11 protein-coding genes are annotated in these 12,623 nt (G+C 59.4%); all 11 read left to right on the top strand.

Going from position 1 to position 12,623, the window contains the following annotated elements:
* The first annotated feature begins 59 nt into the window (after positions 1 to 59).
* The 11 genes from nuoF (at position 60) to HQ945_RS01120 (ending at position 12,621) form a co-directional block, all read left to right on the top strand.
* The gene (nuoF, locus tag HQ945_RS01170; protein WP_113280102.1) at positions 60 to 1,361 is read left to right on the top strand and encodes an NADH-quinone oxidoreductase subunit NuoF; all 1,302 of its coding nucleotides are present in this window, start codon (positions 60 to 62) and stop codon (positions 1,359 to 1,361) included.
* 12 nt (positions 1,362 to 1,373) lie between these two features.
* Positions 1,374 to 1,943, top strand: a complete 570-nt coding sequence (locus HQ945_RS01165) for a 5' DNA nuclease (protein ID WP_174207586.1) — start codon at positions 1,374 to 1,376, stop codon at positions 1,941 to 1,943.
* Between the two features lie 108 nt (positions 1,944 to 2,051).
* Complete coding sequence (gene nuoG / locus HQ945_RS01160) at positions 2,052 to 4,133, top strand: NADH-quinone oxidoreductase subunit NuoG (RefSeq protein ID WP_113280204.1); 2,082 nt, start codon at positions 2,052 to 2,054, stop codon at positions 4,131 to 4,133.
* A gap of 17 nt (positions 4,134 to 4,150) precedes the next feature.
* The gene (gene nuoH, locus HQ945_RS01155; protein WP_027232475.1) at positions 4,151 to 5,197 is read left to right on the top strand and encodes an NADH-quinone oxidoreductase subunit NuoH; all 1,047 of its coding nucleotides are present in this window, start codon (positions 4,151 to 4,153) and stop codon (positions 5,195 to 5,197) included.
* 11 nt (positions 5,198 to 5,208) lie between these two features.
* A complete protein-coding gene (gene nuoI / locus HQ945_RS01150) occupies positions 5,209 to 5,700 on the top strand; it encodes an NADH-quinone oxidoreductase subunit NuoI (RefSeq protein WP_027232476.1) in 492 nt (163 codons plus the stop codon).
* Between the two features lie 181 nt (positions 5,701 to 5,881).
* Positions 5,882 to 6,502, top strand: a complete 621-nt coding sequence (locus tag HQ945_RS01145; protein ID WP_027232477.1) for an NADH-quinone oxidoreductase subunit J — start codon at positions 5,882 to 5,884, stop codon at positions 6,500 to 6,502.
* Between the two features lie 13 nt (positions 6,503 to 6,515).
* A complete protein-coding gene (nuoK, locus tag HQ945_RS01140; RefSeq protein ID WP_027232478.1) occupies positions 6,516 to 6,824 on the top strand; it encodes an NADH-quinone oxidoreductase subunit NuoK in 309 nt (102 codons plus the stop codon).
* Positions 6,825 to 6,831: 7 nt separating this feature from the next.
* The gene (gene nuoL, locus HQ945_RS01135) at positions 6,832 to 8,826 is read left to right on the top strand and encodes an NADH-quinone oxidoreductase subunit L (protein ID WP_174207585.1); all 1,995 of its coding nucleotides are present in this window, start codon (positions 6,832 to 6,834) and stop codon (positions 8,824 to 8,826) included.
* Positions 8,826 to 10,331, top strand: coding sequence for an NADH-quinone oxidoreductase subunit M (locus HQ945_RS01130; RefSeq protein ID WP_027232480.1), 1,506 nt, complete (start codon positions 8,826 to 8,828; stop codon positions 10,329 to 10,331). Before nuoL ends, HQ945_RS01130 begins: the two co-directional genes overlap by 1 nt.
* Positions 10,332 to 10,351: 20 nt before the next feature.
* Positions 10,352 to 11,776, top strand: coding sequence for an NADH-quinone oxidoreductase subunit NuoN (gene nuoN / locus HQ945_RS01125; RefSeq protein WP_036814804.1), 1,425 nt, complete (start codon positions 10,352 to 10,354; stop codon positions 11,774 to 11,776).
* Between the two features lie 5 nt (positions 11,777 to 11,781).
* Positions 11,782 to 12,621, top strand: coding sequence for a biotin--[acetyl-CoA-carboxylase] ligase (locus HQ945_RS01120; RefSeq protein ID WP_027232482.1), 840 nt, complete (start codon positions 11,782 to 11,784; stop codon positions 12,619 to 12,621).
* Positions 12,622 to 12,623 lie beyond the last annotated feature (2 nt).

Below are 12,623 nucleotides of genomic sequence, written 5' to 3'. Positions count from 1 at the left end.
TTTGGCGGCTGCCTTGAGCGCCCGCCTGGAATGGACGAAGAGAGTAGGACAGGTGCGAAATGCTCGCTGACAAAGACCGCATCTTCACCAATATTTACGGCCACAAGGACAAGTCCTTGAAGGGTGCGATGAGCCGTGGCAATTGGGACGGCACCAAGCAGATCCTCGAAAAGGGTCGCGACTGGATCATCAACGAGATGAAGGCATCGGGCCTTCGTGGCCGTGGTGGCGCGGGCTTTCCGACCGGGTTGAAATGGTCGTTCATGCCCAAGGAAAGCGACGGACGGCCGCATTACCTCGTCGTTAATGCCGACGAGTCCGAGCCCGGTACCTGCAAGGACCGCGATATCATGCGGCACGATCCGCATACGCTGATCGAAGGCTGCCTGATTGCCGGTTTCGCCATGGGTGCCAACACCTGCTACATCTATGTGCGCGGCGAATATATCCGCGAGCGCGAGGCGCTGCAGGCGGCAATCGATGAATGCTACGACGCCGGTCTTCTTGGCAAGAACAACAAGAATGGCTGGGACTACGATATCTTCGTCCATCATGGCGCTGGCGCCTATATTTGCGGCGAGGAAACAGCGCTTCTCGAGAGCCTCGAAGGCAAAAAGGGCCAGCCGCGCCTGAAACCGCCGTTCCCGGCGAATATGGGCCTTTATGGCTGCCCGACCACCGTCAACAATGTCGAATCGATCGCTGTTGCGCCGACGATCCTGCGTCGCGGCGCGGCGTGGTTCTCCGGTATCGGCCGCCCGAACAATGTCGGCACCAAGCTCTTTATGCTTTCCGGTCATGTGAACAAGCCATGCACCGTCGAAGAAGCCATGGGCATTACCTTCCGCGAGCTCGTCGACAAGCATGGCGGTGGTATCCGTGGCGGCTGGGACAATCTTCTGGCAGTCATTCCCGGCGGTGCTTCCTGCCCGGTGGTTCCGGCAGCGGACATTATCGATTGCCCGATGGATTTCGACGGGCTGCGTGCGGTCAAGTCGTCATTTGGCACCGCAGCCGCGATCGTCATGGACAAGTCCACCGACATTGTTCGCGCCATCGCCCGTATTTCCTACTTCTTCAAGCACGAAAGCTGCGGCCAGTGCACGCCTTGCCGCGAAGGCACAGGCTGGATGTGGCGGGTGATGGAGCGCATGGTTACCGGCAACGCGCAGAAGCGCGAGATCGAGATGCTGCTCGACGTCACCAAGCAGATCGAGGGTCATACGATCTGTGCGCTTGGCGATGCCGCGGCATGGCCGGTTCAGGGCCTCATCCGCAGTTTCCGCCCTGAAATTGAGCGCCGCATCGACGAGTTTTCCCGCAATGCCTCGCCGAGCCCTGTGCTCGAAGCGGCGGAATAGGTGGAAAAGCCGATGGCAGACAACGCAAAACATCGCATCGACACATGGACAGCCTTGATGCCGAACCACACGGTTGCGGCAGTCAACCTGTTGACGCCGTCGCTGGGCGCGGCCGCCGCCGCATCCGCAATCGGTCTTGGCATTGCCAGCCAGATGTGGGGTTTCTGGGCCGGTGCTTTTGCCGGGGCGTTTGATCTGAACTCGAAGACGGCGGAAGCCGGTGCTCCGCGCGTTGCAGCGGACGTCGATGATCTCAAGACGATCATTCGCGGCAAGACCGCCGCGGCACCCGCTAAGCGGCTTCAGGTACCCGTAGAGCCGCAGGTTGTTTCAGTTGAAACTGCAATTGCCGCGAAATTGGCTCCGGCCGTGACGACTGGGGCCGACGATCTGAAGCTGATCGCGGGCATAGGGCCGAAGCTTGAGCAGGTCTTGAACGGCATGGGAATAAGCACCTATGCGCAGATCGCCGGATGGACGGCGGACGAGATCGCGAAGGTCGATGACGAACTCAAGTTCGGGGGGCGCATTGTGCGCGACGATTGGGTTGGCCAGGCAAATCGATTGATGGGGAAACCCTGAACAAGGTGCGCGCCGGTTGTTACCCGGCACGTTGAGAATTAAGGGCATTTCGGCAACTGCGGAAATGCCGGACTGGAATGCGGTATGTTCCGCGAGGTTGGACGGACGATGGCAAAGATCAAAGTCGACGGTAAGGAAATAGAGGTACCGGATCACTATACGCTTCTGCAGGCTGCGGAAACGGCGGGTGCCGAGGTTCCGCGCTTCTGCTTCCACGAGCGTTTGTCGATTGCCGGCAATTGCCGCATGTGCCTGATCGAAGTGAAGGGCGGACCGCCGAAGCCGGCAGCATCCTGCGCCATGGGCGTGCGCGATCTGCGCCCCGGTCCGAATGGCGAGACCCCGGAAATCTTCACAAATACGCCGATGGTCAAGAAGGCCCGCGAAGGCGTGATGGAATTCCTGCTCATCAATCATCCGCTCGATTGCCCGATCTGCGATCAGGGCGGCGAATGCGATCTGCAGGACCAGGCTATGGCCTTCGGCGTCGATTCCTCGCGTTATCGCGAGAATAAGCGCGCCGTTGAGGACAAGTATATCGGTCCTCTCGTCAAGACGATCATGACGCGCTGCATCCATTGCACCCGCTGCGTCCGCTTTACGACGGAAGTTGCCGGCATTTCCGAACTCGGCCTGATCGGCCGCGGCGAAGATGCCGAGATCACCACCTATCTCGAACGGGCAATGACCTCCGAACTCCAGGGCAACGTCATCGACCTTTGCCCGGTCGGTGCGCTGACCTCGAAGCCCTATGCTTTCCAGGCGCGTCCCTGGGAGTTGAACAAGACGGAATCCATCGATGTTATGGATGCAGTCGGCTCGGCGATCCGCGTCGATACCCGTGGCCGCGAAGTGATGCGTATCCTGCCGCGCGTCAACGAGCAGGTGAACGAGGAATGGATTTCCGACAAGACGCGCTTCATCTGGGACGGCCTGCGCACGCAGCGCCTCGACCGTCCCTATATCCGCAAGGACGGGCGTCTCATTGCCGCCACCTGGCCGGAGGCCTTCGACGCGATCAGGGCCGCCGTTGCCAAGACTGACGGTAGCAAGATCGGCGCGATTGCCGGCGATCTCGCCAGTGTCGAGGAGATGTACGCGTTGAAGGCGCTGATGGCGTCGCTTGGTTCGGCCAATATCGACGCACGTCAGGACGGCTCGGCGCTTGCTACGGCGGGCGGCCGCGCTTCATACATTTTCAATCCGACGATCGATGGGATCGAGCAGGCTGATGCGATCCTCATCATCGGATCAAATCCGCGTTTCGAGGCATCGCTGCTCAACGCTCGTATCCGCAAGCGTTGGCGTGCCGCTGGGACGCCGATCGGCCTGATCGGTGAACAGGCCGACCTGCGCTACAAGTACGAATACCTTGGCGCCGGTGCCGAGACGCTGGCCGATCTTGCGGCTGGATCGATGAATTTCCTGTCGGTTCTGAAGACAGCCAAGAACCCGATGATCATCGTCGGGCAGGGCGCTCTGTCGCGCGCGGACGGCCAGTCGGTATTGGGACTTGCGGCAAAGATCGCCGCGGAAGCCGGAGCCCTACGGGACGACTGGAACGGATTTGGCGTGGTGCATACCGCTGCGAGCCGTGTCGGCGCGCTCGACATCGGCTTCGTGCCGGGTGAGGGCGGCAAGACGGTAGCCGAGATGCAGGGCACTATGGATGTTCTGTTCCTGCTCGGCGCCGACGAACTCGACTGGTCCGGCAAGGACAAGGCATTCACGGTGTACATCGGCACGCATGGTGATCAGGGCGCGCACAATGCCGATGTGATCCTGCCCGGCGCGACCTATACGGAAAAGTCGGGCACCTATGTGAACACCGAGGGCCGCGTGCAAATGACGAACCGCGCCGGCTTTGCGCCAGGCAACGCCAAGGAAGACTGGGCAATCCTGCGCGCTCTATCCGACACACTCGGCAAGAAATTGCCGTTCGACTCGCTCGCGGCCTTGCGCTCCGGCCTCTATGCGGAGTATCCGCATCTCGCTTCGGTCGACTCGATCGAAGCCGGCAATCCTGCCGATGTCGAGAAGCTGGCGAGTACAATCGGCGCAGTCGAGAAGACGGCCTTCATCTCGCCGGTCAAGGATTTCTACTTGACCAACCCGATCGCACGCGCCTCTGCCGTCATGGCCGAGTGCTCGGCGCTCGCCAAGGGCGGCTTCAAGCAGGCGGCCGAGTAGGCGGGAAAGAGACTGATATGGAAGAGATTTTCGCAACCTACATCCTGCCGCTGCTGATCATCCTCGGCAAATCACTGCTTTTGCTGGTCGTGATGCTGCTGATTATCGCCTACCTGCTTCTGGCGGATCGCAAGGTCTGGGCGGCCGTGCAGTTGCGGCGCGGCCCCAACGTCGTCGGACCGTTTGGTTTGCTGCAGTCCTTCGCCGACCTTTTGAAGTTCGTCGTCAAGGAACCGATCATCCCCTCCGGCGCCAACAAGGGCATTTTCCTGCTGGCGCCGCTCGTATCGTCCGTCCTTGCCATGGCGGCCTGGGCTGTCATTCCGGTCAATGAGGGCTGGGCGGTCGCCAACGTCAATGTCGGCATCCTTTACGTCCTCGCCATTTCGTCGCTCGAAGTCTACGGCGTCATCATGGCGGGCTGGGCGTCCAATTCGAAATATCCGTTTCTCGGCGCACTGCGCTCGGCCGCGCAGATGGTGTCCTACGAAGTGTCGATCGGCTTCGTGATCGTCACCGTCCTCCTTTGCGTGGGTTCGCTCAATCTGACCGACATTGTCATGTCGCAGACGACCGGCCTCGGCACGATGATCGGTCTGCCGAATACGTTCCTCGACTGGCATTGGCTCGGCCTGTTCCCGATGTTCATCATCTTCTTCATATCGGCCCTAGCGGAGACCAACCGTCCGCCGTTCGATCTGGTCGAAGCTGAATCGGAACTCGTCGCCGGCCACATGATCGAATATTCGTCCACGGCGTTCCTGCTGTTCTTCCTCGGCGAATATGTCGCCATCACCCTGATGTGCGCGCTGACGACGATCCTCTTCCTCGGCGGCTGGCTGCCACCCGTCGATGTGTGGTTCCTGAACTGGGTGCCCGGCGTCATCTGGTTCCTGCTCAAGCTGTTCCTTTGCTTTTTCATGTTCGCCATGGTGAAGGCTTTCGTTCCGCGCTACCGCTATGACCAGTTGATGCGCCTTGGCTGGAAGGTATTCCTGCCGATCTCGATCTTCATGGTCGTCGCCACCGCGGCCTTCCTCAAAATCACCGGCCTGACGCCTTAAGGAGAACGAGCATGGCACAACTGGCACAAGCTGCTAAATCGCTCCTGCTTCTGGAATTCGTCGGGGCATTCTTCCTGTCGATGCGGCAGTTCTTTGCGCCCAAGGCGACCCTAAATTATCCGTACGAAAAGGGGCCGGTCAGCCCGCGCTTTCGCGGTGAACACGCGCTGCGCCGTTATCCAAACGGCGAAGAACGCTGCATTGCCTGCAAGCTGTGCGAGGCGATCTGCCCGGCCCAGGCGATCACAATCGAGGCTGGTCCGCGCCGCAATGACGGCACGCGCCGCACGGTTCGTTATGATATCGACATGGTGAAGTGCATCTATTGCGGCTTCTGCCAGGAAGCATGTCCTGTCGACGCGATCGTCGAGGGGCCGAATTTCGAGTTCGCCACGGAAACACGCGAAGAACTCTACTACGACAAGGAACGTCTGCTTGCCAACGGCGATCGTTGGGAGCGGGAACTGGCGCGCAACATCGCGATGGATGCGCCCTATCGCTGAATATGAACTGCGCGCATGTGTCTTGGCCGTTGATCTTCAACCGGCAGGGAACATGCGCTAAGAGGCTTGAAAAATTGAAAGATCATTTGGCCGCAACGGCAAACGATCCGTTTGAATTGGCAGTCTTATCTGCCGGGTTTAATGGCAGGACGACCTGCCGGAATGGAAATCGGGGGAACCCATGCTGACAGGTATCGCGGCGGCGTTTTTCTATCTCTTCGCCTTCATCACTGTAGCCAGTGGTTTCATGGTTATTGCTGCACGCAATCCCGTGCATTCCGTGCTGTTCCTGATCCTCGCCTTCTTCAATGCGGCCGGTCTATTCCTGCTGACCGGCGCCGAATTCCTGGCGATGATCCTTCTCGTCGTTTATGTCGGCGCTGTGGCGGTGCTGTTCCTTTTCGTCGTCATGATGCTGGATGTGGACTTTGCCGAACTGAAGAGCGGAGCGCTGCAATATGCGCCGATCGGCGCACTGGTCGGGCTCATCCTGGCCGCTGAGCTGATCATCGTTCTTGGCGGTTCGATTTTCGCGCCGACGCTGACCGCATCGCCGGTCCAGCCGACGCCCGATCTTGCGACCCGCACCAACACTGCAGCGCTCGGCGACATTCTTTATACGGACTACATCTATTTCTTCCAGATTGCCGGGCTGGTGCTTCTGGTTGCGATGATCGGCGCCATTGTTCTGACGCTGCGGCACAAGCCGAACATCAAGCGCCAGAACATCGCGCAGCAGGTGGCTCGCACGCCTGCAACGGCCATCGAGGTCAAGCAGGTCGAAACCGGCAAGGGTATCTGACAGGAGCGTCATGATGGAAATTGGTATCGCACATTATCTGACTGTCTCTGCCCTGCTGTTCACGCTCGGGATCTTCGGCATCTTCCTCAACAAGAAGAACATTATCGTCATCCTGATGTCGGTCGAATTGATCCTGCTTGCGGTCAATCTGAATTTCGTGGCGTTTTCCGCCGCTCTGCACGATCTGGTCGGCCAGGTCTTTGCGCTGTTTGTCCTGACCGTCGCCGCCGCCGAGGCAGCCATCGGTCTTGCTATTCTCGTCGTGTTCTACCGCAATCGTGGATCGATTGACGTAGAAGACGTCAACATGATGAAAGGTTGACGGGGGCATGCTGTATCTGGCGATTGTCTTCCTTCCGCTGCTCGGCTTCCTGATCGCCGGGCTTTTCGGCTCCGCTATCGGCGCGAAGGCGAGTGAGTATGTCACGACCGGCTTTCTGATCGTCTGCGCCATCCTTTCGTGGATCGCATTCGGCTCGGTCGCCCTTGGGCATACCGAGGCGTTCAAGATTCCTGTGGCGCATTGGGTCGAGTCCGGCTCGCTGAGCTTCGACTGGTCGCTGCGCATCGACACGCTGACGGCGGTCATGCTCGTCGTCGTGAATACGGTCTCGGCGCTGGTTCATACCTATTCGATCGGCTACATGCATCATGACCCCGATCGCCCGCGCTTCTTCGCCTATCTCTCGCTCTTCACCTTTGCCATGCTGATGTTGGTGACAGGCGACAATCTCGTTCAGATGTTCTTCGGTTGGGAAGGCGTCGGTCTTGCCTCGTACCTGCTGATCGGGTTCTGGTATAAGAAGCCATCCGCCAACGCTGCGGCCATGAAGGCCTTCATCGTCAACCGCGTCGGCGACTTCGGTTTCCTTCTCGGTATCTTCTCGTTGTTCGTTCTGTTCGATACCGTCCAGTTCGACACGCTGTTCGCATCTGCCGCGCAATATCTGCCGGCAGAAGGCGCCGCAACTGACGGTAGCCAGATCGTTCTCAACTTCCTCGGCTATACGCTTGATAAGCAAGGCGCAATCACGATTGCCGCGCTCCTGCTTTTCATGGGTGCAATGGGCAAGTCGGCGCAGTTCCTGTTGCACACCTGGTTGCCGGACGCCATGGAAGGCCCGACCCCGGTTTCAGCGCTCATCCATGCCGCAACGATGGTCACCGCCGGCGTTTTTATGGTCGCGCGCCTGTCGCCAATCTTTGAACTTTCGCACACGGCGCTGATGTTCGTCACTTTCATTGGCGCAACGACCGCCTTCTTTGCGGCCACAGTTGGCCTCGTTCAGAACGACATCAAGCGTGTGATTGCCTATTCGACCTGTTCGCAGCTCGGCTACATGTTCGTGGCGCTCGGCGTCGGCGCCTATGGCGCAGGCATATTCCACCTCTTCACGCACGCCTTCTTCAAGGCGCTGCTGTTCCTCGGCGCGGGCTCGGTCATCCATGCCGTTTCGAACGAGCAGGACATGCGCCACATGGGCGGACTCCGCAAGCTCATCCCGACAACCTACTGGATGATGATCATCGGCACTGTTGCCCTGACCGGGCTCGGCATTCCGGGCACGCTGATCGGCACCGCCGGCTTCTTCTCGAAGGACATGATCATCGAGTCGGCCTTCGCCTCGCACAATCCGGTGGCGAACTACGCTTACATTCTTCTAGTCATCGCCGCTGTCTTCACCAGCTTCTATTCCTGGCGCCTGATTTTCATGACGTTCCATGGCAAGCCGCGCGCCAGCCACGATGTCATGCATCACGTGCATGAATCGCCCTATGTGATGCTGGTGCCGCTCTTCATTCTCGCGGCAGGCGCACTCTTTGCCGGCGTGATGTTCCACGAGCACTTCTTCGGCCACGAATATGCCGAGTTCTGGAAAGGCGCGCTGTACACGGCTCCGGGCAACGAGATTCTCGAGGAACACCACCACGTGCCGTTCATCGTGCAGCTGTCGCCATTCATCGCGATGGTCGTTGGGTTCCTGATCTCGTGGCAGTTCTATATCCGCTCGCCGGAAACACCCAAGCGCCTCGCTGCCCAGCATCCTGGCCTTTATCAGTTCCTGCTCAACAAGTGGTATTTCGACGAGCTCTACGACTTCCTCTTCGTGCGCCCGGCGAAAGCCCTCGGACGGTTCCTGTGGAAGCAGGGCGATGGCTGGCTGATCGACGGCCATGGACCCGATGGAATTTCGGCACGCGTCGTTGACGTGACCAATCGCGTCGTGCGGCTGCAGACGGGTTACCTTTATCACTATGCGTTCGCGATGCTCATTGGGGTCGCCGCACTCGTCACCTGGATGATGCTCGGGAGCAACTTCTAATGACCGACTGGCCAATTCTCTCGACCGTTACCTTTCTGCCGTTGGTCGGTGTTCTGCTCATCCTGTTCATCCGTGATGACAGCGACTCAGCGCGGACGAACATCCGCAATGTGACGCTGTGGACGACGATCATCACGTTCCTGCTGTCGCTGCCGATCTGGTACTATTTCGATAACAGCCAGTCGGGCTTCCAGTTCGTCGAAAAGACTGCGTGGCTCGACTCGGGTATCTCGTACCATATGGGCGTCGACGGCATTTCCATGCTGTTCGTCATCCTGACGACGTTCCTGATGCCGCTATGCATCCTTGCAAGCTGGGACGCCATCCAGAACCGCGTCAAGGAATACATGATCGCATTCCTCGTGCTGGAAACGCTGATGATCGGCGTCTTCTGTGCGCTTGATATCGTGCTTTTCTACGTGTTCTTCGAAGCCGTTCTCGTGCCAATGTTCATCATCATCGGCGTTTGGGGTGGCAAGCGTCGCGTTTATGCAAGCTTCAAGTTCTTCCTTTATACGCTGCTCGGCTCGGTGCTGATGCTGCTTGCCATCATGGCGATGTACTGGCAGGCCGGCACGACGGATATTCCGACCCTGCTCGCCTACAAGTTCCCGGCCTCCATGCAGACCTGGCTGTGGCTGGCATTCTTTGCCTCCTTCGCCGTCAAGATGCCGATGTGGCCGGTCCATACCTGGCTTCCCGATGCGCACGTCGAAGCGCCGACCGCGGCTTCCGCGATACTTGCCGGCATTCTGTTGAAGCTCGGCGGCTACGGTTTCATCCGCTTCTCGCTGCCGATGTTTCCGCTCGCCTCCGCCGATTTCGCGCCGCTGATCTATACGCTCTCGGTGGTCGCCATTATCTACACGTCGCTCGTCGCCCTGATGCAGGAAGACGTGAAGAAGCTCATTGCCTATTCCTCGGTCGCGCATATGGGCTATGTGACCATGGGCATTTTTGCCGCCAACGAGCAGGGCATCCAGGGAGCATTGTTCCAGATGCTGTCGCACGGCCTCGTGTCGAGCGCGCTGTTCCTTTGCGTCGGCATCATCTATGACCGCACCCATACCCGCGAGATTGCGGCCTATGGCGGCCTCGTCAACAACATGCCGAAATATGCCGTCGTCTTCATGATCTTCACCATGGCGAATGTCGGCCTGCCGGGTACGTCCGGGTTCGTTGGAGAGTTTCTGACGCTTCTCGGTGTCTTCCGCGTCAACACGTGGGTGGCGATGTTCGCGGCAAGCGGTGTTATTTTCTCTGCGGCCTATGCGCTCTGGCTTTATCGCCGCGTCATCTTCGGCGTGCTCGACAAGGACAGCCTGAAATCGCTGCTCGACATGACGACGCGTGAGAAAGCCGTGGTCTATCCGCTGGTCATTCTGACGATCTTCTATGGCGTCTACCCCATGCCGATCTTCGATGCGACGGCAAGCTCCGTGCACGCCATCATCAATCAATACAATAATGCGCTGTCCTCGGCCGCCACACTGGCGCTGAAATAGCAGGAAGAGGCCTAACCGACATGATTGCCAACTTGACGCTTATGGCTCCTGAACTGCTCATCGCGGGCGGCGCGCTCGTGCTGTTGATGATCGGCGCGTTTTCCGGCGAGCGGGCAAACGGGCTGGTTGGCGGCCTTGCCGTTGCACTGCTTCTCGCCGCACTCGCGCTTGTCGTCATATTCCCGCAGGACGGCCATGTTTTCGGACGCGCCTTTGTTAGCGATCCTTTCTCACGCTTCATGAAGGTGTTGACGCTTGTCGGTTCAGTGGTGACGCTGGTGATGTCGGCGGGCTTTGCCAAGGAGCAGAAGTTCGACAAGTTCGAGTTCCCGATCCTCGTCCTTTTGGCGACGCTCGGCATGCTGCTGATGATTTCGGCCAATGATACGCTCTCGCTCTATCTCGGCCTCGAACTGCAGTCGCTCGCGCTCTACGTCGTTGCTGCCATCAATCGCGACAACGTCCGTTCGACCGAAGCTGGTCTCAAATATTTCGTGCTTGGCGCTTTGTCGTCCGGCATGCTTCTCTACGGCATTTCCCTGGTCTATGGCTTTACCGGACACACCGGCTTTGGAGCGATCGCGCAGGCGCTCAGCGGCGGCGAACGTCAGCTCGGCGTCGTCTTTGGCCTCGTTTTCATCCTGGCTGGCCTTGCCTTCAAGATCTCGGCCGTCCCGTTCCATATGTGGACCCCTGACGTTTACGAGGGTGCACCGACACCGGTTACGGCTTTCTTCGCCTCGGCGCCAAAGATGGCGGCGATGGCACTTCTGACCCGCGTCGTCAGCGAGACCTTCCAGCCGATCACCCACGATTGGCAGCAGGTCGTCGTTTTCATTGCCATCGCTTCAATGGTGCTTGGTGCGTTTGCGGCCATCGGCCAACGTAACATCAAGCGGCTGATGGCCTATTCGTCGATCAGTCACATGGGTTACGCGCTCGTTGGTCTCGCCGCCGGGACGGTTGTCGGCGTACGCGGCGTTGCCATCTACATGCTCATCTATCTCGTCACCACGCTCGGCACCTTCGCCTTCATCCTCGCAATGCGACGCAAGGACGGCAATGTCGAGCAAATCAGCGATTTGTCCGGGCTCTCGCGCACCAATCCGATCATGGCGACGATCCTGACGATCCTGATGTTCTCGCTCGCAGGCATTCCGCCGCTCGCCGGCTTCTGGGGCAAGTGGTACACCTTCCTTGCCGCGATGCAGGCGAACCTCTACGCGCTGGCGATCATCGGCATCGTCGCCTCGGTCGTGGGCGCATACTATTATCTGCGCATCATCAAGATCATGTGGTTCGATGAACCGGCGGGTGCTTTCGTGCCCATGGCCGGCGAGTTGCGCCTCGTTCTTGGCGTTTCCGGCCTGCTGGTCCTGTTCTATGTCTTCGTTGGCGGACCGGTCAGCACCTATGCGGAAGCCGCAGCGAAAACCTTCTTCTGACGACTATGGGCTTTTCCCTATCGCCCCTGGCCCAGCAAAACTTCTATCGCCTTGAAGCCTTCGAGACGATAGGTTCAACCAATGCCGTGGCGTTGGAGCGGGCACTTGCGGGTGACCCCGGAAAGCTCTGGATTGTTTCCAAGCAGCAGGAAAGCGGGCGCGGACGGCGTGGGCGCGCCTGGGCGACATCGCACGGCAACCTCGCGGCCTCGCTGCTGCTCACCGGTGCATTCGACCTGAAGGCCGCGGCGACGCTCGGCTTTGTCGCGGGCCTTGCACTGGCCGACGCACTCGACGCGGTCTGCCCATCGACTGTCTTCTCGGTTGGCCTCGACGGTGCCGGCAATCACGGTCCGACCAGCGCACCGCTGCGTGTCGAGTTGAAATGGCCGAACGATCTGCTTGCAGGCGGGGCAAAACTCGCCGGTATCCTGCTCGAGTCCACCCAGCTTGAGGCCAATCGTTTCGCGATTGTCATTGGTATCGGTGTCAACGTCGTGGCATACCCTGACGACGTGCCTTATCCGGCAACGTCGCTTGCCCGCCTTGGGGCGGATTGTAATGCCGAAACACTGTTTCTGGCGCTGTCCGACGCCTGGCAGGAAAACAGCTGGGTTTGGAACGAGGGACGGGGACTTGCCGAAATTCGCAAGCGCTGGCTGGCACGCGCGGCCGGCCTCGGCAGCGAGGTCGCTGTGCGAGTCGACGGAGCGGTCCTGCGTGGTATATTCGAAACCATTGACGAAGATTGCCGTTTCGTCATTCGCGACAGCGAGGGCGAGCGCATAAAGATCGCCGCTGGTGATGTGCATTTTGGTGCGGTGGCGTCCGCAAGGGCTGAATAGAA

This window comes from Phyllobacterium pellucidum (assembly GCF_013327855.1).
Classification (GTDB): Bacteria; Pseudomonadota; Alphaproteobacteria; order Rhizobiales; family Rhizobiaceae; genus Phyllobacterium; species Phyllobacterium pellucidum.
Note: the sequence above shows the minus strand (reverse complement) of the source record. Positions and strands in the feature narration are given on the sequence as shown.

Excerpts from the sequence above, each read along its gene's own strand:
- nuoH (WP_027232475.1), top strand. The coding sequence starts at position 4,151 with ATGGAAGAGATTTTCGCAACCTACATCCTGCCGCTGCTGATCATCCTC.
- nuoN (WP_036814804.1), top strand. The coding sequence starts at position 10,352 with ATGATTGCCAACTTGACGCTTATGGCTCCTGAACTGCTCATCGCGGGC.
- nuoG (WP_113280204.1), top strand. The coding sequence starts at position 2,052 with ATGGCAAAGATCAAAGTCGACGGTAAGGAAATAGAGGTACCGGATCAC.
- nuoL (WP_174207585.1), top strand. The coding sequence starts at position 6,832 with ATGCTGTATCTGGCGATTGTCTTCCTTCCGCTGCTCGGCTTCCTGATC.
- HQ945_RS01130 (WP_027232480.1), top strand. The coding sequence starts at position 8,826 with ATGACCGACTGGCCAATTCTCTCGACCGTTACCTTTCTGCCGTTGGTC.
- nuoK (WP_027232478.1), top strand. The coding sequence starts at position 6,516 with ATGGAAATTGGTATCGCACATTATCTGACTGTCTCTGCCCTGCTGTTC.
- nuoI (WP_027232476.1), top strand. The coding sequence starts at position 5,209 with ATGGCACAACTGGCACAAGCTGCTAAATCGCTCCTGCTTCTGGAATTC.
- nuoF (WP_113280102.1), top strand. The coding sequence starts at position 60 with ATGCTCGCTGACAAAGACCGCATCTTCACCAATATTTACGGCCACAAG.
- HQ945_RS01165 (WP_174207586.1), top strand. The coding sequence starts at position 1,374 with ATGGCAGACAACGCAAAACATCGCATCGACACATGGACAGCCTTGATG.
- HQ945_RS01120 (WP_027232482.1), top strand. The coding sequence starts at position 11,782 with ATGGGCTTTTCCCTATCGCCCCTGGCCCAGCAAAACTTCTATCGCCTT.
- HQ945_RS01145 (WP_027232477.1), top strand. The coding sequence starts at position 5,882 with ATGCTGACAGGTATCGCGGCGGCGTTTTTCTATCTCTTCGCCTTCATC.